Origin of the sequence: Micromonospora sp. NPDC049836 (assembly GCF_044465125.1) — a bacterium.
Lineage (GTDB): Bacteria > Actinomycetota > Actinomycetes > Mycobacteriales > Micromonosporaceae > Micromonospora.
This window is the reverse complement of record NZ_JBITLH010000005.1, coordinates 253,266-270,815: the sequence shown is the minus strand read 5'-3', so window position 1 is coordinate 270,815 and position 17,550 is coordinate 253,266. Positions and strand designations below refer to the sequence as shown.

17 protein-coding genes and 1 pseudogene are annotated in these 17,550 nt (G+C 74.7%); 7 read left to right on the top strand and 11 right to left on the bottom strand.

Translation table 11 applies throughout. The features are described from left to right. Positions 1-16: 16 nt before the first annotated feature. The 6 genes from ACIBPB_RS15880 to ACIBPB_RS15855 are packed head-to-tail and all read right to left on the bottom strand — an operon-like array spanning position 17 to position 6,607. On the bottom strand, positions 17-1,480 hold the full coding sequence (locus ACIBPB_RS15880) for an NADH-quinone oxidoreductase subunit N (RefSeq protein ID WP_396840335.1): 1,464 nt from the start codon (positions 1,478-1,480) through the stop codon (positions 17-19). A gap of 46 nt (positions 1,481-1,526) precedes the next feature. Then, positions 1,527-3,032, bottom strand: coding sequence for a NuoM family protein (locus ACIBPB_RS15875; RefSeq protein WP_396840333.1), 1,506 nt, complete (start codon positions 3,030-3,032; stop codon positions 1,527-1,529). Then, positions 3,029-4,948: an NADH-quinone oxidoreductase subunit L gene (locus tag ACIBPB_RS15870; RefSeq protein ID WP_396840332.1), complete on the bottom strand. Its 1,920-nt coding sequence runs from the start codon at positions 4,946-4,948 to the stop codon at positions 3,029-3,031. The genes ACIBPB_RS15875 and ACIBPB_RS15870 overlap by 4 nt, the downstream gene beginning before the upstream one ends. Next, complete coding sequence (nuoK, locus tag ACIBPB_RS15865) at positions 4,945-5,367, bottom strand: NADH-quinone oxidoreductase subunit NuoK (RefSeq protein ID WP_396840331.1); 423 nt, start codon at positions 5,365-5,367, stop codon at positions 4,945-4,947. Before nuoK ends, ACIBPB_RS15870 begins: the two co-directional genes overlap by 4 nt. Continuing rightward, complete coding sequence (locus tag ACIBPB_RS15860) at positions 5,364-6,026, bottom strand: NADH-quinone oxidoreductase subunit J (protein ID WP_396840330.1); 663 nt, start codon at positions 6,024-6,026, stop codon at positions 5,364-5,366. Before ACIBPB_RS15860 ends, nuoK begins: the two co-directional genes overlap by 4 nt. Further along, the gene (locus ACIBPB_RS15855) at positions 6,023-6,607 is read right to left on the bottom strand and encodes a NuoI/complex I 23 kDa subunit family protein (RefSeq protein WP_396840329.1); all 585 of its coding nucleotides are present in this window, start codon (positions 6,605-6,607) and stop codon (positions 6,023-6,025) included. The genes ACIBPB_RS15860 and ACIBPB_RS15855 overlap by 4 nt, the downstream gene beginning before the upstream one ends. Positions 6,608-6,711: 104 nt before the next feature. Here ACIBPB_RS15855 and ACIBPB_RS15850 point away from each other — a divergent pair, with 104 nt between their 5' ends. Continuing rightward, positions 6,712-6,870 (top strand): hypothetical protein, encoded by a 159-nt coding sequence (locus tag ACIBPB_RS15850; protein ID WP_396840328.1) that lies wholly within the window; start codon positions 6,712-6,714, stop codon positions 6,868-6,870. A gap of 18 nt (positions 6,871-6,888) precedes the next feature. Here the strand turns inward: ACIBPB_RS15850 and ACIBPB_RS15845 are convergent, their stop codons facing one another. Beyond that, positions 6,889-7,311, bottom strand: a complete 423-nt coding sequence (locus tag ACIBPB_RS15845) for an ester cyclase (protein ID WP_396840327.1) — start codon at positions 7,309-7,311, stop codon at positions 6,889-6,891. A gap of 123 nt (positions 7,312-7,434) precedes the next feature. On the opposite strand from ACIBPB_RS15845, the gene ACIBPB_RS15840 reads away from it, so the two are divergent. Then, positions 7,435-8,481, top strand: coding sequence for a glutathione S-transferase family protein (locus ACIBPB_RS15840; RefSeq protein WP_396840326.1), 1,047 nt, complete (start codon positions 7,435-7,437; stop codon positions 8,479-8,481). A gap of 85 nt (positions 8,482-8,566) precedes the next feature. Here the strand turns inward: ACIBPB_RS15840 and nuoH are convergent, their stop codons facing one another. Both nuoH and ACIBPB_RS15830 read right to left on the bottom strand, forming a co-directional pair. Beyond that, entirely contained in the window at positions 8,567-9,529 is a 963-nt protein-coding gene (gene nuoH / locus ACIBPB_RS15835; RefSeq protein ID WP_396840324.1) for an NADH-quinone oxidoreductase subunit NuoH, read from the bottom strand. A gap of 242 nt (positions 9,530-9,771) precedes the next feature. After that, positions 9,772-10,395 (bottom strand): annotated as a pseudogene (locus tag ACIBPB_RS15830) (NADH-quinone oxidoreductase subunit C); the annotation flags it as partial. A gap of 118 nt (positions 10,396-10,513) precedes the next feature. Here ACIBPB_RS15830 and ACIBPB_RS15825 point away from each other — a divergent pair. After that, complete coding sequence (locus ACIBPB_RS15825) at positions 10,514-11,560, top strand: glucose 1-dehydrogenase (RefSeq protein WP_396840323.1); 1,047 nt, start codon at positions 10,514-10,516, stop codon at positions 11,558-11,560. Between the two features lie 30 nt (positions 11,561-11,590). Here ACIBPB_RS15825 and ACIBPB_RS15820 read toward each other — a convergent pair whose 3' ends face one another. Continuing rightward, a complete protein-coding gene (locus ACIBPB_RS15820) occupies positions 11,591-12,907 on the bottom strand; it encodes a DUF2252 domain-containing protein (protein ID WP_357314402.1) in 1,317 nt (438 codons plus the stop codon). 35 nt (positions 12,908-12,942) lie between these two features. Then, complete coding sequence (locus ACIBPB_RS15815; protein WP_357314404.1) at positions 12,943-13,503, bottom strand: NADH-quinone oxidoreductase subunit B family protein; 561 nt, start codon at positions 13,501-13,503, stop codon at positions 12,943-12,945. A 134-nt stretch (positions 13,504-13,637) separates the two neighbouring features. On the opposite strand from ACIBPB_RS15815, the gene ACIBPB_RS15810 reads away from it, so the two are divergent. From ACIBPB_RS15810 to ACIBPB_RS15795, 4 genes are all read left to right on the top strand, one after another. Next, positions 13,638-14,207, top strand: a complete 570-nt coding sequence (locus tag ACIBPB_RS15810) for a SigE family RNA polymerase sigma factor (protein WP_396840321.1) — start codon at positions 13,638-13,640, stop codon at positions 14,205-14,207. Next, complete coding sequence (locus tag ACIBPB_RS15805) at positions 14,200-15,411, top strand: hypothetical protein (protein ID WP_396840319.1); 1,212 nt, start codon at positions 14,200-14,202, stop codon at positions 15,409-15,411. Before ACIBPB_RS15810 ends, ACIBPB_RS15805 begins: the two co-directional genes overlap by 8 nt. A 250-nt stretch (positions 15,412-15,661) precedes the next feature. Beyond that, on the top strand, positions 15,662-16,231 hold the full coding sequence (locus ACIBPB_RS15800) for a SigE family RNA polymerase sigma factor (RefSeq protein ID WP_396840318.1): 570 nt from the start codon (positions 15,662-15,664) through the stop codon (positions 16,229-16,231). Then, a complete protein-coding gene (locus ACIBPB_RS15795) occupies positions 16,224-17,402 on the top strand; it encodes a hypothetical protein (protein WP_396840317.1) in 1,179 nt (392 codons plus the stop codon). The genes ACIBPB_RS15800 and ACIBPB_RS15795 overlap by 8 nt, the downstream gene beginning before the upstream one ends. Positions 17,403-17,550 lie beyond the last annotated feature (148 nt).

The following is a 17,550-nucleotide window of genomic DNA, read 5'->3' as shown; positions in this document are numbered from 1 at the left end:
GGGACGAAACGCCCCCTCAGCGGCCGGCCACCTCCAGCACCACCTGCGGGGCGAAGCCGAGCAGCACCGCCAGCGCGGTGGCCACCCCGAGCGCCAGCGCCACCGTCCGCGCCGGCCGGGCGGTCGCCGGGCCCGGCGCCGCGTACAGGGTGGCGGCCAACCGCAGGTAGTAGGCCAACCCGAGGACCGCGTTCACCGCCACCACCAGGGCCAGCCAGCCGGCGTGCCCGGCGAGCAGCGCGCGGACCACGGTGACCTTCGCGAACAGCCCGGCCAGGCCGGGCGGCAGGCCGGCCAGCCCGATCAGCGCGAGCGCGAAGGCGCCACCCACCCAGGGGTGCCGGCGGGCCGCGCCGGACAGGTCGGCCAGGGTGCCGCCGTCACCGGCCGCCGGCCGCAACGCCACCACCCCGGCGAACGCGGCCAGTTCCAGCAGCACGAAGAAGACGGCGTACGCGACGGCCGCCGCGTACGCGCCCGCCCGGGCGTCGGCGGTGCGGCCGCCGGCCAGCGCCAGCGCGCCCAGCGGGGCGAGGATGTAACCGGCCTGGGCCACCGAGGACCAGGCGAGCAGCCGGACCGTCCGCCGCTGCCGCAGCGCCACCAGGTTGCCCACCGTCATGGTCAACACGGCCAGCGCCGCCAGCACCGGCCCGGTGACGCTCGCCGGCAGCGCCCGCTCGACCACCGCCAGCACGGCCACCACGCCGCCCAGCTTCGAGGCGGTGGAGAGGTACGCGGCGACCGGCAGCGGCGCCCCGTCGTAGGTGGCCGGCGCCCAGGCGTGGAACGGCACCGCGACGACCTTGAAGGCCAGCCCGGCCACCACCAGCGCCACCGCGACCGTGGTCAGCGGCAGGTCGAGCAGGTCGTCCCGGGCCGCCAGGGTGGCCCCGAGCCGGTCCAGGTGCAGGGTCCCGGCGACCGCGTAGAGCAGCGCCGCGCCGAGCAGGGTGAGCGTGGTGGCGACCACGCTGACCACGAAGAAGGTGACCGCCGCCTGCGCCCCGGCCAGGCTGCCCCGGCGGAGGCCGACCAGCACGTACAGCGGCAGGGTGAGCGTCTCCAGCGCGACGATCAGGGTGATCAGGTCGCCGGCCGCGCCGAGCACCACGCCACCGGTCAGCGCGCAGGCGAGGAGGAAGCAGTACTCCCCCACCGGCACCCGGCCGGAGCGCAGCAGCGGACCGGAAAGCGCCAGCACCCCGAGGGTGAGCAGCGCGAAGACCACGGCGACCAGGGCGGCCCGGCCGCCGTACAGCCAGGAACAGTCGGCGCCGACGCAGAAGGTGCGGCGGGTGCCGCCCGTACCGGCCAGGCCCGCGCCCAGCGCGGTGACCGCCGACCCGGTCGCCGCCACCGCCACGGTCACCGCGGGACGGGCCAGCAGCAGGTCGACCAGGAGCACCAGGACGGCCGTGCCGCCGGCCAGGTACGCCGGCAGCAGCGCCACGTGGTCCACGCTCTGCACCAGGCTCATGCCGGCACCTCGCCGCGCTGGCAGGCCGCTCGCCGACGCTCGCTGATCATCGGGTGACCACCCCCAGCAGGGCCGCGACCGGGCCGGCGGCGTAGGACAGGACGAGCGCGGGGACCAGCCCCACGGCGAGCGCGAGCAGCACCAGCGGCGTCCAGGCGGTCAACTCCGCCCCGGCCAGCCCCGGGCCGAGCCGTACCACCGCCGGGCTGGGCCGGCCGTGGGTGACCCGCCGCAGCAGCCGCAGCACGTACCCGGCGGTCAGCGCCCCGCCCAGCGCGGCCAGCACGGCCAGGGTGGTCCACAGTCCGCCGCCCCGCTGGACGGCGGCCACCACGGCGAACGCCTCGCCCCAGAAGCCGGCCAGGCCGGGCAGCCCGAGCGAGCCGATCGCCGCGAAGCCGAGCAGCCCGGCCAGCCGGGGTGCGCTCTCCCGCAGCCCGGACAGCTCGGCGAGTGACCCGGTGCCGGCCCGGTCCTTGATCGCCCCGGCCAGGAAGAAGAGCAGCCCGGTGAGGACGCCGTGCGCGATGTTGCCGATCAGCGCGGCCTGCAGGCCGGTGGCGGTGAGCGTGGCGACGCCGAGCAGCACGAAACCCATGTGCCCCACGCTGGAGTACGCGATCAGCCGCTTCAGCTCGTCCTGGGCCAGGCAGACCAGCGCGCCGACCAGGATCGCCGCGACGGCGAGCGCCCCGAGCACCGGGGCGGCCCAGCGGGCGCCCTCCGGGGCCACCCCGACCGCCACCCGGATCAGGCCGTAGGTGCCCATCTTGAGCAGCACTCCGGCGAGGATCACGCTGCCCACGGTGGGCGCCTGGGTGTGCGCGTCGGGCAGCCAGGAGTGCAGCGGCCAGAGCGGGCTCTTCACCGCGAAGGCGAGCGCCAGCAGGGTGAACGCGGCCAGTTGGGTGCCCCGGGACAGCCCGGCGCCGCCGGTCAGCACCATCAGGTCGGCGGTGCCGGCGGCGGCCACCACGACGTAGACGCCCACCAGCAGCAGCACCGAGCCGAAGAGGGTGTAGAGCGCGAACTTGCGGGCCGCCCGCCGCCGGTCCGCGCCGCCCCAGCCGGCGATGACCGCGTACATCGGCAGCAGGACGACCTCGAAGAAGAGGAAGAAGAGCACCAGGTCGAGGGCGAGGAAGGTGCCCAGGATGCCCACCTCGACCACCAGCAGCAGCGCCACCAGGGCCCGCCCGCTGCCGCCGGCGGGCACCCGCCACAGCGAGTACCCGCAGCAGAGCACAGTGAGCAGGGCGGTGAGCACCACCAGCGGCCAGGAGATGCCGTCCACCCCGAGGTGGAAGCGCAGGTCCAGGCCGGGCACCCAGGGCAGGTCGAGCTGGTGCCAGGGCTGGACGGCGGGCCTCGGCCCGTAGCCGAACCAGCCGTGGTCGCCGCCGACCAGCGGCAGGGTGGCCAGCAGGGTCAGGCCGGCGGCGACCGTGCCGACCAGCCGGCCGGCGCGGTCGCCCGGGACGACGGCCGCCGCGACCGCGCCCAGGGCCGGCAGCGCGAGCACCGCGACGAGCAGGAACTGTCCCCACGTCATGCGGCCACCCCGATCAGTGCCACGGCGATCCCGATCAGCAGGGCGCCGGCCAGCACCGTCGCCGCGGCCCGGGGCAGGGCCGCCCGGTGCAGCCCGGCCAGCCCGCCACCGAGCGCCATCGCCGCGCGCCCGCTCCCCTCCACCAGGCCGTCCACCCCCAGCTCGTCACCGGCCCGCACCACCCGCGCCAAGCCGGTGGTCGGGCGTACCACGAGGGCGTGCTGGACGTCGTCGAGCCGGAACGCCCGGGCGAAGAGCGGCCGCAGCGGACCTAGGAAGCGGGCCGGGTCGGCGGCCGGGTCGCGGCGCCAGCCGGCCCAGGCGACGCCCGCCCCGACCAGCAGCAGCAGGAACGGCAGGAGCAGGTTCGGCGCGAGGTGGACCAGCTCGACGGCGGGCCCGCTGCCGTCGGCGGGCACCCGGAGCCGGTCGGCGAACCAGGGCGCGAACGCGGCCAGCCCGAGCAGCGCCGCCGGGACGGCGAGCAGCAGCACCGGCCAGCGCAGCACGGCCGGCGGGTCGTGCGGCCGGGCGAGCGGCATGCGGGCGGTGCCGAGGAAGGTACGCAGCAGCAGGCGGGTGGCGTACCAGGCGGTGACCGCGACGCCGAGCAGCCCGCCCAGCCAGACCAGCCAGCCCACCCAGGCCGGCGCGGGGCCGGTGCCGTCCAGCGCGGCGGCCTCGGCGGCGGCGAGCACGCCGTCCTTGCTCCAGAAGCCGGCCAGCGGCGGCACGCCGGCCAGCGCGCCGAGCCCGACCACCATGCACCAGAACGTCACCGGCATGGCCGGGCGCAGGCCGCCCATCCGGGACATCAGGGTGGTGCCGACGGCGTGGATCACCGCGCCCGCGGCGAGGAAGAGCAGCGCCTTGAACGCGGCGTGGGTGAGCAGGTGGAACAGCGCCGCGGCGGGCGCCCCGACGGCGAGCGCGCCGGTCATGTAGCCGATCTGGGAGACGGTCGACCAGGCCAGCACCCGCTTGATGTCGTCCTGGGCGGTGGCCGCGAACGCGCCGAGCAGCAGGGTGACGGTGGCCAGCACGCCGAGCACGGCGAGCGCGGCCGGGGCCTGCGCGAAGAGCGGGTAGAGCCGGGCCACCGCGTACACGCCGGCGGCGACCATGGTGGCCGCGTGGATCAGCGCGGAGATCGGAGTGGGGCCGGCCATCGCGTCCGGCAGCCAGGTGTGCAGCGGGAACTGGGCGCTCTTGCCGGCCACCCCGGCGAGCAGCAGCAGGCAGGCCACGGTGAGCGTGCCGGCCGGGTAGTCGTGGGCCAGCACGTCGGCGATCCGGAAGCTGCCCGCGCCGACGCCGAGCAGCGCGATGCCCAGCAGGAAGCCGACGTCGCCCACCCGGGTGACCAGGAACGCCTTCATCGCGGCGGCCGGGGCCTCGGGCAGCCGGCGGTCGTGGGCGATCAGCAGGTACGAGCAGATGCCCATCACCTCCCAGCCGACCAGCAGCAGGATCAGGTCACCGGAGACCACCACGGTCAGCATCGCGGCGGTGAAGAGGCTGATCTGCGCCGCGTACGGCGGGTAGCGGTGGTCCACGTCGACGTCGTCGTGCGGCCCGCGCCGCAGGTAGCCGATCGAGTAGACCTGCACGGCCAGGGCCACCGCGCTGACCGCCACGGCGACCAGCAGCGCCGCCCCGTCCAGCCGGTACCCGAGGGTGACCGGCAACCCGCCCAGGTCGACCCAGGTGGTCGAGCCCTCGACCGGGCCGTCCACCCGCAGCACCAGCAGCACCGCGACGACCAGCGCGACCGCCGCGCCGGCCACGCCGAGCGTGATCGCCGCCCGCCGGGCCCGGTCCGCCCCGGCCGCCGCGCCCGCCGGCAGCAGCAGCAGCCCGAGCAGGCCCACGAGCAGGGGTACGCCCGGCAGCGCCACCGCGAGCAGCCCGGTCACCTCGCCTCCTCCGCCCGGTCGTCGCCCGCGCTCCCGCCGCTGGTGGCCGGTGCGCTCCCGCCTGCGGTCGGCGTGCTGCCGCTGGCGGCGGCCGCGGCGGTCGCCGGCACGGGCGCCTCGGTGAGCGGCACGTCGTCGACGGTGACGCTGGCCCGCAGCCGGTAGAGCTGGAGCACGATGGCCAGCCCGACGCCGATCTCGGCGGCGGCGAGCACGATCACGAAGAGCGCGAAGACCTGGCCGGAGTGCGGCAGTTGGGCCCGGACCGTGGTGTCGGCGGTGACCAGGATCAGGTTGACCGCGTTCAGCATCAGCTCGACGGCCATCAGCACCAGCACCGCGTTGCGGCGGCGCAGCACGCCGTACGCGCCGAGGCCGAACAGGAGCGCGGCGGTGACGTACGGGATGACGGGTCTCACCGGCTCCCGCCCTCCTCGCTGCTCCCACCGGCCGCGACCGCCGCCGGTCCGCCGCCCGGCGCGGCGGTGCCCGGGCCGGCCGGGGTCGGGCCGGTGGCGGCGGTGGCCGGGCGCGGGCCGGGGCGGCCGGGGCCGGCCGGTGCGGCCGCCGGGTCGGTGCCCGGGCGGCCGATCTCCGGGCGGGACAGCACGATCGCGCCGACCAGGGCGGCGAGCAGCAGCACCGAGAGCACCTCGAACGGCAGCACCCAGGAGCGGAACACCTGCTCACCGAGGCGTTCGGCGGTGCCCGCGGCGGGCAGGTCCACCCGGGACCAGCGGAACGCGTCCACCAGCAGCACCGCGAGGCCCAGCGCGCTGCCCCCGCCGATCAGCGCGGCCGGCCAGCCGGGCCGGTCCAGGTCGTCGGAGACGCCGATCGGAGCCCGGGTGAGCATCACCGCGAAGAGCAGCAGCACCACCACCGCGCCGACGTAGATGAGCACCTGCACCCAGGCCACCAGCTCGGCGCTGAGCACCAGGTAGTCGCCGGCCAGCGCGCCCAGGCAGACCACCAGCCAGAGGCCGGCCCGGACCAGGTGCCGGGTGCCGACCACCAGGGCGCCCGCGCCCACCGCCACCGCGCCGAGGGCGAGCAGCAGCACGTCCGCACCCGTCATGACGGCGCGCCCCCGCCCTGCCCCGCGCCGGGCTCGGGGCGTACCCCGGTCGGCCGGGCGGTGGGTGCGGCGGCCTTGCGGGCCGCGGTGGTCTCCTCCTTGGACGGGTCGCCGTGCGGGTCGTGGGCCGGCGGCGGCGGGACGGTGCCCATCCACTCGCCCAGGTGGTCCTTGTCGTGCAGCAGGTTCTTGATGTCGTACTCGGCGTACTCGAACTCCGGGGACCAGTAGAGCGCGTCGAACGGGCAGACCTCGACGCAGATGCCGCAGTACATGCAGAGCGAGAAGTCGATGTCGAACCGGTCGAGCACGTTGCGCTGGCGAGGGCGGGCGGCGCCGGGCACCGCCACCTCCTCCTTGTGCGAGTCGATGTAGATGCACCAGTCCGGGCACTCGCGGGCGCAGAGCATGCAGACCGTGCAGTTCTCGGCCAGCAGCGCGATCACGCCCCGCGAGCGCGGCGGCAGCTCGGGGGCGACGTCCGGGTACTGCTGGGTGGTCGAGCGGCGGGTCATCGTCCTCAGCGTGACCGCGAGGCCCTTCACCAACCCTTCGCCGTGCCCGCCAACGCGCTCGCTCATGCCGCCCATCCTGCCCTGTGGCCCCGGCGCGCGCGACCACCACCCGGGCACTGGCGGCGGTATCGTGAGCGCGGGGAGAACGACGCACCGGGAAGGGCCCACCGATGACCGCCGCGTTGGAGAGCGACCACCTGCCGGAGCGCGAGTGGACGACCGACGAGGACTGCCCCGACGGGTACGACGTGACCCAGGCGGTCGGGGTGCGGATGCGGAGACCGGCCGGTGGACCAAGTTCGTCGACACCGGCGAGCCCTTTCCGGTGAACCTGCCGATCAGCCGGATCACGCCTCGCCGGGTGTGAGCGGCGGCAGCATCTCCACGCCGAGCTGCTGGAGCACCTGGAACAGCTCGTTGACGCTCCACACGTCCACGATCCGGCCGCTGTCGTCGAAGCGCAGGAACGACGCGCCCGAGTAGCTGACCACCCGGCCGCTCGGCGGCACCGGGCCGAACTGGCCGGCCTGGGTGCCGGCGGCCCGCCAGTGCACGGCCACCCGGTCACCGGCGGCGACCAGCTCGACGATCTTGTAGCGGAGATCGGGGAAGGCCGCCCGCCGGTCCCGGTGCCAGGCCAGCGCGGCGGCCGGCCCGGTCCCGCCCAGCCCCGGGCAGTCCCCGGCGACCAGGTCGTACGCGCTCTCCTCGCGGCCGGCGTTCCACACGTCGGCGATGAAGCGTCGGGCCGCCGCCTCCAGGTCGGTCACCGCGGCAGCGTAGCCGGCCGGCCCACTCGGCCTGCCGGCGGCAGCGTGCGGCCGGCCCGGTCGGCCTGCCGGCGGCAGCGCCAGCGGCCATGATGGGAGCCGACGACAACCTCGGGAGGCGGCGTGAGCGACAAGGGCGACGAGATCCTCGACCGGACCGGCGGCAAGTACGTCGAGCCCGGCGGCGAGTTCACCCGGGACCAGCGCTACATCGCCACCCGGATCACCGCCGACGGGCGCGACGGCTGGCCGGTGGAGCCGGGCCGGTACCGGCTGGCGGTGAGCCGCGCCTGCCCGTGGGCGAACCGGTTGATCATCGTCCGCCGGCTGCTCGGGCTGGAGGACGCCCTCTCGATGGCGGTGGCCGGCCCGACCCACGACAAGCGGAGCTGGACCTTCGACCTCGACCCGGACGGCCGGGACCCGGTGCTCGGCATCGAGCGGCTGGCCGACGCCTACTTCAGGCGGTTCCCCGGGTACGAGCGGGGCATCACCGTGCCGGCGCTGGTGGACGTGCCGACCGGGCAGGTGGTCACCAACGACTACGCGCGGATGAGCCTGGACCTGTCGACCGAGTGGACGCAGTACCACCGGCCGGGCGCGCCGGACCTCTACCCGGAACCGCTGCGCGACGAGATCGACGAGGTCAACGCGGTGGTCTTCGCCGACGTGAACAACGGGGTCTACCGGTGCGGCTTCGCCGGCAGCCAGGACGCGTACGACACGGCGTACCACCGGCTCTTCGACCGGCTGGACTGGCTGGGCGAGCGGCTGGCCGGGCAGCGTTACCTGGTCGGCGACACGATCACCGAGGCGGACGTGCGGCTGTTCACCACGCTGGTCCGCTTCGACCCGGTCTACCACGGGCACTTCAAGTGCAACCGGCAGAAGCTCAGCGAGATGCCGGTGCTGTGGGCGTACGCCCGGGACCTGTTCCAGACCCCGGGCTTCGGCGACACGATCGACTTCGACCACATCAAGCGGCACTACTACGAGGTGCACCGGGACATCAACCCGACCGGTGTGGTGCCGCTCGGCCCCGACCTGTCCAACTGGCTCACCCCGCACGGGCGGGAGCAGCTCGGCGGCCGCCCGTTCGGCGACGGCACCCCGCCCCCACCGCCCCCGCCCGCGGAGCGGGTCGACCCGGCGCACACGCCGCTGCGCTGAGACCACGGGTCGGGCAGTCCCCGCCGCTGCCGAACGCGCACGGCGGGGACCGCCCTCGCGACGCCAGCCGGACGGCGGGGACCGCCTACATCGCCAGGCGGACGGCGGCGGTGAGGACGAGCTGGGCCAGGGCAAGGGGGACCAGGACGAGCCAGCAGAGGCGCTGGAGCTGGTCCTCGCGCAGGCGCGGGTAGCTGACCCGGAGCCAGATGATCACGAACGCGACGGCGAACACCTTGATCAGGGTCCAGAGCCAGCCGAGCTGGGCGTCGGCGAACGGGCCCTGCCAACCGCCGAGGAAGAGCACGGTGGTCAACGCCGCGATCACCACGATGCCGACGTACTCGGCGAGCAGGAAGAACGCGAAACGCAGGCCGGTGTATTCGGTCATGTAGCCGAAGACCAGCTCGGAGTCGGCCACCGGCATGTCGAACGGCGGCCGCCGGATCTCGGCCAACCCGGCGACGAAGAAGATCACCATGGCCGGCGCCTGCCAGAGCAGCCACCACGGCCGCCACGCCTCGACGATGCCGGAGAGGCTGAGCGTGCCGGCGGCCATCGCCACCGAGGCGGCGGCCAGCACCAGCGGCAGTTCGTAGCCGAGCAGCTGGGCGGCGCCGCGCAGCCCACCGAGCAGGCTGTACTTGTTGGCCGAGGCCCAGGCCGACATGAGCACCGCGAGCACCCCGATGCCGACCACGGCCAGCACGAAGAAGAGCCCGATGTCCAGCGGCTGCCCGACCAGGTCGCCCGGACCGAGCGGGATCACCAGCAGGGCGAGCAGGTACGGCACCAGCGCCACCGCGGGCGCCAGCCGGAACACCGGCCGATCCGCGTCGCGCGGGGTGACGTCCTCCTTCTGCACGAACTTGATCCCGTCGGCGACGAGCTGCGCCCAGCCGTGGAAGCCGCCCGCGTACATCGGGCCGAGCCGGCCCTGCATGTGCGCCATGACCTTGTGCTCGGTCTGGCCGACGATCAGCGGCAGGACGAGGAAGGCGACCAGCACGCCCGCCACCCGCAGGACCACCTCCAACCAGGCGGGCATCAGGACTCCTCCGCCTCGGGCGCGGCGTCCCCGGTCGGCTCCTGCCGCGCCGGGCCGGTCGGTCGCTCACCCGGCGTGGGCCGCACGGGCCGCTCCGCCGCGTCCGCGGGACGGTCGCCCGAGGCCGGGCGCGCGGGACGGTCACCCGCCGCCGGACGCGCGGGACGGTCACCCGCCGCCGGACGCGCGGGACGGTCGCCCGGGGCCGGGCGCGCGGGGCGTTCCCGGGCCGGGCGGGCGGGCGTACCGCCGCGCGGGCCCTCGCCCACCCCGGCCGCGCCGGCGGGCGTGGGCGTCGTCCCCCACTCCCCCGGCGCCGGTACCCCCGGCGGCCGGATCGGGCGGCGGCCACCGCCGGCCTCGGACTCGCCCGGCTCCTTGGCGCCCGGCCAGGGCTTCGCCACCCGGGAGGCGAGCACGAACTCCTTGCGCAGCGGGTGTCCCTCGAACTCCGCCGGCAGCAGCAGCGGGCGCAGCTCGCCGTGCCCGTCGAACCCGATGCCGAACATCTCGTACGTCTCGCGCTCGTGCCAGCCCGCGCCGGGGAAGAGGTCGACGACCGATGCCACCGTGGGCGCCGCGCGGGGCACCCGGGTGCGCAGCAGCAGCCCGTGCCGGGCCCGGGTGGACCACAGGTGGGCCACCACGTCGAAGCCGTCGGCCAACTCGTCCACCGCCGACAGCCAGTCGAAGAAGTCGAGGTCCAGCTCGGCGTCGTCGCGGACCGCGCGCACCGCGTCCCGCCAGCTCGACGGGGGTACGTCGACGGTGGCCCGGGCGTACCCCTGGCCGCCGGAGACCGACGCGGCGACCTCGACGGGGGCGAGCAGCGCGAGCACCCGCTGGCCGACCTGGTCCGGAGTCATGCCGCTGATCCTAGGGCCTGCCCGGCCGGGCCCGCCCCGGCGAGCCGGGCCCCCCGGGCCGGCCGGGATCCGCCGCTTTCGCCGGCGGACGACGCCGGGCCGGGTAAGGATGGGTCTCGTGCGCGCTGTGACTGTGACCCCAGGGGTGGCCGACTCGCTGCAACTGACCGAGGACTGGCCGGAGCCGGCCGCCGAGGAGGGGGCGATCCTGGTCCAGGCCCTCGCGGTGGGGATCTGCGGCACCGACCAGGAGATCATCGCCGGCCACTACGGTGAGGCGCCGCCCGGCCAGGAGCGGCTGGTGCTGGGGCACGAGTCGCTGGGCCGGGTGCTGGAGGACCCGACCGGCACCCTGCAGCCCGGCGACCTGGTGGCCGGCGTCGTCCGGCACCCCGACCCGGTGCCCTGCCGGAACTGCGCCGTGGACCAGTGGGACATGTGCCGCAACGGCCGGTACACCGAGCACGGCATCAAGGGGCTGCCGGGCTTCGCCCGGGAGCGGTGGCGGGTGCAGCCCAAGTTCGCCGTGGGCATGGACCGGGCGCTCGCCCCGGTGGGCGTACTGCTGGAGCCGACCAGTGTGGTGGCGAAGGCGTGGGACCACATCGAGCGGATCGGCCGCCGGGCCGAGTGGAAGCCGGAGAGCGTGCTGGTTACCGGGGCCGGGCCGATCGGCCTGCTCGCCGCCCTGCTGGCCACCCAGCGCGGGCTGTCGGTGCACGTGCTGGACCGGAACACCACCGGGCCGAAGCCGGAGCTGGTCCGGGCCCTCGGCGCCACCTACCACACCTCGACGGTGGACGAGCTGGACTTCGAGCCGGACGTGGTGGTCGAGTGCACCGGGGCGCCGGTGGTGGTGATCTCGGCGATGTGCAAGGTCGGCCCGACCGGCATCGTCTGCCTGACCGGGGTGTCCAGCGGGGGCCGCAGCCTCGACTTCGACGCCGGCGCGCTCAACCGCGCCCTGGTGCTGGAGAACAACGTGGTGTTCGGCTCGGTGAACGCCGGCCGGCGGCACTGGGACCTGGCCGCCGCGGCGCTCACCCAGGCCGACCAGGCCTGGCTCGCCTCGCTGATCACCCGCCGGGTGCCGCTCTCCTCGTACGCCGAGGCGTACTCCACCGGCGGCGAGGACATCAAGGTGGTGCTGGACTTCGAGCCGTGAGGCCGGGCGGGGCGCGGCCCCGCCCGACGCTCAGATGCCGGGCAGCCGGCCGTTGCGGAACAGGTCCACGAAGAGCTGGTGGTCCTCGCGCGCCCGGATCCCGTACGCGTGCGCGAAGTCGACCAGGTAGCCGGTGAACCCGTCGGCGTCGGCGTCGACGGCGGCGACGATCGACTCCTCGGTGGAGTAGTCGACCAGGTCGTGGCTGGACTCGTCGTCGGCCACCGAGTGCATCCGGGCCACCGCCCGGCCGAGGTCGGTGAGCACGCCGCGCAGTTCCTCCGGCTCGTTCACGTCGGACCAGTCCAGGTCGGCCGCGTACGGGGAGACCTCGGCGACGAGCTGGCCGACCCCGTCCAGCTCGGTGAAGCCCAGCCACGGGTCGGCGTGCGCCTGCAACGCCCGCTGCGACTCGGCCGTCCGGTGCCCCTGGTGCCGGAAGTACGACCGGACCCGCTCGTCCTCGATGTGCCGCGCCACGGCCGGCACCTGGGCCTGCTTCATGTAGATGACGACGTCGTTCTCCAGCGCCTGGGTGTGCCCCTCCAGGAGGAGGTTGTAGGACGGCAGCCCGGCCGAGCCGATGCCCACACCCTTGCGGAGCACCACGTCCTTGATGTTGGTGGCGACCGGGCGGAGCGCGGCGGTCGCCTCCGGCAGGGTGCCCAGGTAGTCCTGGAACGCCGCGCAGACCTTCTCCCGGGTCGCGCCGTCGATCTCGAAGACGCCGTCGCCGACGGAGAAGCGGCGCTCGTAGTTGTCGATGGTGGTCTGCACCGCGAGCAGGTCCACCCGGGTGTTCAGCCGGGCCTGCTGGAGCACCCGGCGCAGCACCCCGTCGGCGTTCTCCAGGGTGATCGAGCCGATCGCGTCGTCGCCGCCGGCCGCGATGGCCCGCAGCTCGGTCAGGTACGACCGGGCGAAGCCGGTCACCAGCTCGCCGATCACCCGGTCGGAGAGCGCCTTGGCGTAGCCGAGCAGCGCCACGCTGGCCGCGAAACGCTTCAGGTCCCAGGTGAACGGGCCGACGTACGCCTCGTCGAAGTCGTTGACGTTGAAGACCAGTTGCCCGGACCCGTTCATGTAGGTGCCGAAGTTCTCCGCGTGCAGGTCGCCGTGGATCCACACCCGGCTGGTCCGGTCGTCGAGGAACCGGTCGCTGGCGAAGTCGCCGCGCTGGTCGGCGTAGAAGAGCGAGGCGCTGCCCCGGTAGAAGGCGAACGGGGAGGCCGCCATCTTGCGGAACTTGCGGCGGAAGGCCGCCGGGTCGAGCGCCATCGACGCGCCGAACTCTTCGGTCAGCACGTCCACGATGAAGGCGGAGCGCTGCTCCGCGGAGTGGGTCATGGCCGCAGGCTAGCCCGGGACCGCCACCCGGCGGGTCAGCCGGCCGGGGGACGTACCGGTGGCGCGGTGAGCGATTCGACCGGGCGCGGCCCGGCGTCGGCCGGCGCGGCGAGCCGGTCCGGGCGGGGCACCCCGCCGACGCCGGACTGCTCGGCGGCGATCTTCTCCTGGAGGCGGAGGATGCCGTGCAGCAGCGCCTCCGGGCGGGGCGGGCAGCCGGGCACGTAGACGTCGACCGGGATGAGCTGGTCGACCCCCTTGGTCACCGAGTAGGAGTCCCAGTACGGGCCACCGCAGTTGGAGCAGGCGCCGAAGGAGATGACGTACTTCGGCTCGGGCATCTGGTCGTAGAGCCGCTTGACCGCCGGGGCCATCTTGTCGGTGACGGTGCCGGAGACCACCATGAGATCGGCCTGCCGGGGGCCGTGCGCGAACGGGATGACGCCGAGGCGCATGAAGTCGTGCCGGCCCATGCTGGTGGCGATGAACTCGATCGCGCAGCAGGCCAGGCCGAAGTTGAACACCCAGAGCGAGTAGCGGCGGCCCCAGTTCAGCACGAACCGGATCGGCTCGCCGAGCACGGCCGGCACCTGCACGTTCGGGCCTCCCTCGCCTGTCCCTGATACGACAGTCAACCACAGCCCCGAGGCGGCAACCGACGCAACCGGCCCCGGCGTCGACATGTGTAACTGACATGGCCGCGGGGCGGTCGTCGCACGGGGAGGACCGGATGATGGTGATGAGGGAACCGCGGCTCGGTGAGCCGCCGCCGGAGGGGACAGCGGACCGGCCGGTGCGGACGGCACCCGCCGACAGGGTCGACTTCGACGGGCTCTACCACGCCCACTTCCGGTCCCTGACCCTGCAACTCGCCGCCTACAGCGGCGACCTCTCCCAGGCCCAGGACCTGGTCCAGGAAGCCTTCTGCCGGGCGTACGCCCGCTGGTCGCGGGTGTCCGGCTACGACGACCCGGTGGCCTGGGTACGCCGGGTCGCCTGGAACCTCGCCACCAGCCGCTGGCGGCGGTTGCGTACCGCCCAGTCCTGGCTGCACCGGCAGCGTGAGGAACACGTGCCGGGTCCTGGCCCGGACCGGGTGGCGTTGACCGCCGCGCTGGCCCAACTGCCGGCCACCCAACGCCGCGCCGTGGTGCTGCACTATCTGGCCGACCTGCCGGTGGGGCGGATCGCCGAGCAGGAAGGCGTCCCGGAGGGCACCGTCAAATCCTGGCTACACCGCGGACGCGCCGCGCTGGCCGCACAACTCGCCAGCACGAACGAGGTGAACGACCGTGAGTGAGTTCGAGGACGTCCTGGTCAGTGCCGAGTTCGCGGCGTTCCGCCAGACGTACGCCCCGGACCTGCGGCCCGCCGGGCCCGCCGCCGTACGCCAAACCGTCCGCCGCCGCCGGCGACGCGCCGCGGTGGCCACGGCGGCAGCCATGGTGCTCGCCGTGGCGATCCCGGTCGCGGCGAACGCGACCCTGCACGCCCGTCGCCCGCCCGCACCGGCGCAGAGCGTGCAGCCGAGCCCGTCCGGGTCGACCCCGTCGCCGTCCGCCAACCCGTCGGCCACCCCGAGCACGGCCAGCCCCACCCCGGCCGCGCCGGACGGGCGGATCAGCCGGGCGCAGCTTCTCGCCGCCCGCCTCGACCTGGCCCCCTGGCCGCCCGATATCGTGCCGAAGTCCTGTATCACCCGCGACGTCCGGCTCCCCGCCGGTCCGGACGCGGGGGACGTCGGTGTGCCACGGCTGCTCGGCAACCCGGAGTACGGGGACGTGGACGGCGACGGCGCCGCCGAGACGGTGGTCCTGGTCGGCTGCCGCTACGGCGAGGCCTCGGCGAAACAACTGCTCGCCTTCGACCGGGACGCCCGACGGCGGATCGTCACCCTGGGCCGGGTGGTCGGCACCAGGAAGGGGATGGACGACATCACCGACTTCGCCGTCCATTCGGACGGGACGGTCCGTGCCCGCGTGGCCGACATCCAGCCCTGTTGCAGCACGCCGGAGTGGTCGGCGCAGCGGCAGTGGCGGACGTACTCCTGGACCGGCGACGGGTTCGACCAGATCGCCGGGCCGACGAGGTTCGGCCCGGATCCGCGGCTGACCGACCTCACCCTGACCGCGGGGGACCTCATCGTCGCCGCCGCGGACGCGGCCGGCGACCGCTACGCCACGGTCACCGTCACGGCCACCAACAAGGGGCCGGTCGACGTGCCCGCGCTCGGCTTCACCGAGTACTACACCGTCGGCGAGCCGGCCGGCGGCGATCTGGCCCGCTGTCGGATGACCTCGATGGCGGGGGCCGCCGTCTGCGCGCTGGACGGCCTTCCGGCCGGCCGGAGCCGGACGTACACCTTCCGGTTCCGCTTCGACCCGGTGCCGCCGCCCGGGGACGAGCAGCGGACCCTGCGCGTGGTCCATCTCGACAGGCAGGAACGGTGGTGGGACGACCGGGTGCCGCGGAACAACGCGGCAGTGCTGCGCGTGCGGCAGTGAGCGACCTCCACGATGGACGCGGGCCCGGTTGGTTGCCGGGTCTCCGCGGGCTACATCGGAACGCTGACCGCCACGCTGACCACCGTCCGCGACTACCCGATGGTGGCCCGGGACGGCCACCGCACCTGCCGCGCCTCCACCCGCGTGTCCTGGCGCGACCTCCCGGCGCTGGAAACCGGCGCAACCGGACTCGGGGCCGACACGTGTGACCGATGTGACCGCGGCGCGGCCACCGCACGGGGAGGACCAGGTGACGGTGATGCGAGGACCACGGCTCGGTGAGCCGCCGCCGGAGGGGGCAGCGGACCGGCCGGTGCGGACGGCACCCGCCGACAGGGTCGACTTCGACGGGCTCTACCACGCCCACTTCCGGTCCCTGACCCTGCAACTCGCCGCCTACAGCGGCGACCTCTCCCAGGCCCAGGACCTGGTCCAGGAAGCCTTCTGCCGGGCGTACGCCCGCTGGTCGCGGGTGTCCGGCTACGACGACCCGGTGGCCTGGGTACGCCGGGTCGCCTGGAACCTCGCCACCAGCCGCTGGCGACGGCTACGCACCGCCCAGTCCTGGCTGCACCGCCAACGCGAAGAACACGTGCCAGGACCCGACCCCGACCGGGTCGCACTGACCACCGCCCTGGCCACCCTGCCCACCAGCCAACGCCGCGCGGTGGTCCTGCACTACCTCGCCGACCTGCCGGTGGGGCAGATCGCGGAGCAGGAGGGCGTGCCGGAAGGCACGGTCAAGTCCTGGCTGCACCGAGGGCGGGCGGCGCTGGCCGCGCAGCTCGCCGGGACGAACGAGGTGAACGACCATGACTGACGCCGAAGACCTCCTGGTCAGCGAGTTCGCCGCGTTCCGCCAGACGTACGCCCCGGACCTACGGCCCGCCGGACCCGCCGCCGTACGCCAGACCGTCCGCCGGCGCCGGCGACGCGCCGCCGCGGCCACCGCCGCCGCCGTCGTAATCGCGGTAACGATCCCGATCGTCGCGACCGCCAGCCTCAAGGGGAACTCCGAACCCCAACCGGGACCCGCCCACACCGGCGTGCCGACCCCGTCGGTCACCACCCCGCCGCCGACCCCGTCCGCCACGGCCAGTCCGACGCCGGCCCCGAACGGCCGGATCAGCAGGTCACAACTCCTCGCCGCCCAGGTCGACCTGCCGTCCTGGCAGCCCGGTCGGGGCTGCAAGGCGGGGCCGACCCGGATCGCGGCCACCCACGGCGGCACTGACGGCGAGGTCCTGCTGGAAGATCTCGCCTACGGGGACGTGGACGGCGACGGCGCGGTGGAGACTGTCGCGCTGCTTCGGTGCGTCATTCTCCGCGGCGGCGCATCACAGGTGGTGGCGTTCGACCGGGATTCCGCTGAGCGGATCGTCACCCTCGGACAGGTCGTCCGGTCGGATCAGCCGGCGCCGGGGTGGCCACTCGCGGCGCAGATCACCAGCGCCGGGACGATCCGAGTGGACATCGCCGACATAGGCCCCGGATCCGGCTGGTCCATGGACTGGTCGCAGCGCCAGTGGCGCGGTTACCGGTGGACGGGCAAACGGTTCACTCAGGTCGACGGGCCCACCTCGTTCGGCCCCAACCCCCATCGGCCGGACCTGTCCGTGACCGCCAGCGATCTGGCCTGGGGGCCGCGGGAAGCCGACGGCACCCACGCCGGGACGGTGACCGTCACCGTCCGAAACCTCAGCGGGGTCCCGGCCGGCCTGGTGGAACTGCGGCTCGGGATGCGGCCGGGGGTGACGGCGGACGGCGGTGACTGGACCGCTTGCCAGGGCGCGTCACCATCCGACGATGCCCTGAGCTGCCGGTTCGGCCCGCTCGCTCCGGGTGCGATGCGTACCTTCCGGTTGGGACTCCGGAGTCCAGGTGTCGTCTCCGGAACCGGCATCGCCGAGGTGACGCCGATCGGCACCGAGACCGATCCGCTGCTGGACCCGTCCGTCGAGAACAACGAGGACCGCTACCGCTACGGCTGATCCCGGCACGGCCGGCTACCGCGCCTTTCGGTCCTCCAGCGACGACCTGGCGTCGGGTGACAACCTGGCGGAGCTGCGTTCGGCGGGGTGAGCGCGCCCTCCACGATGGACGCGAGGGCCCGGTTGGTTGCCGGGTCCTCGCGTCGTA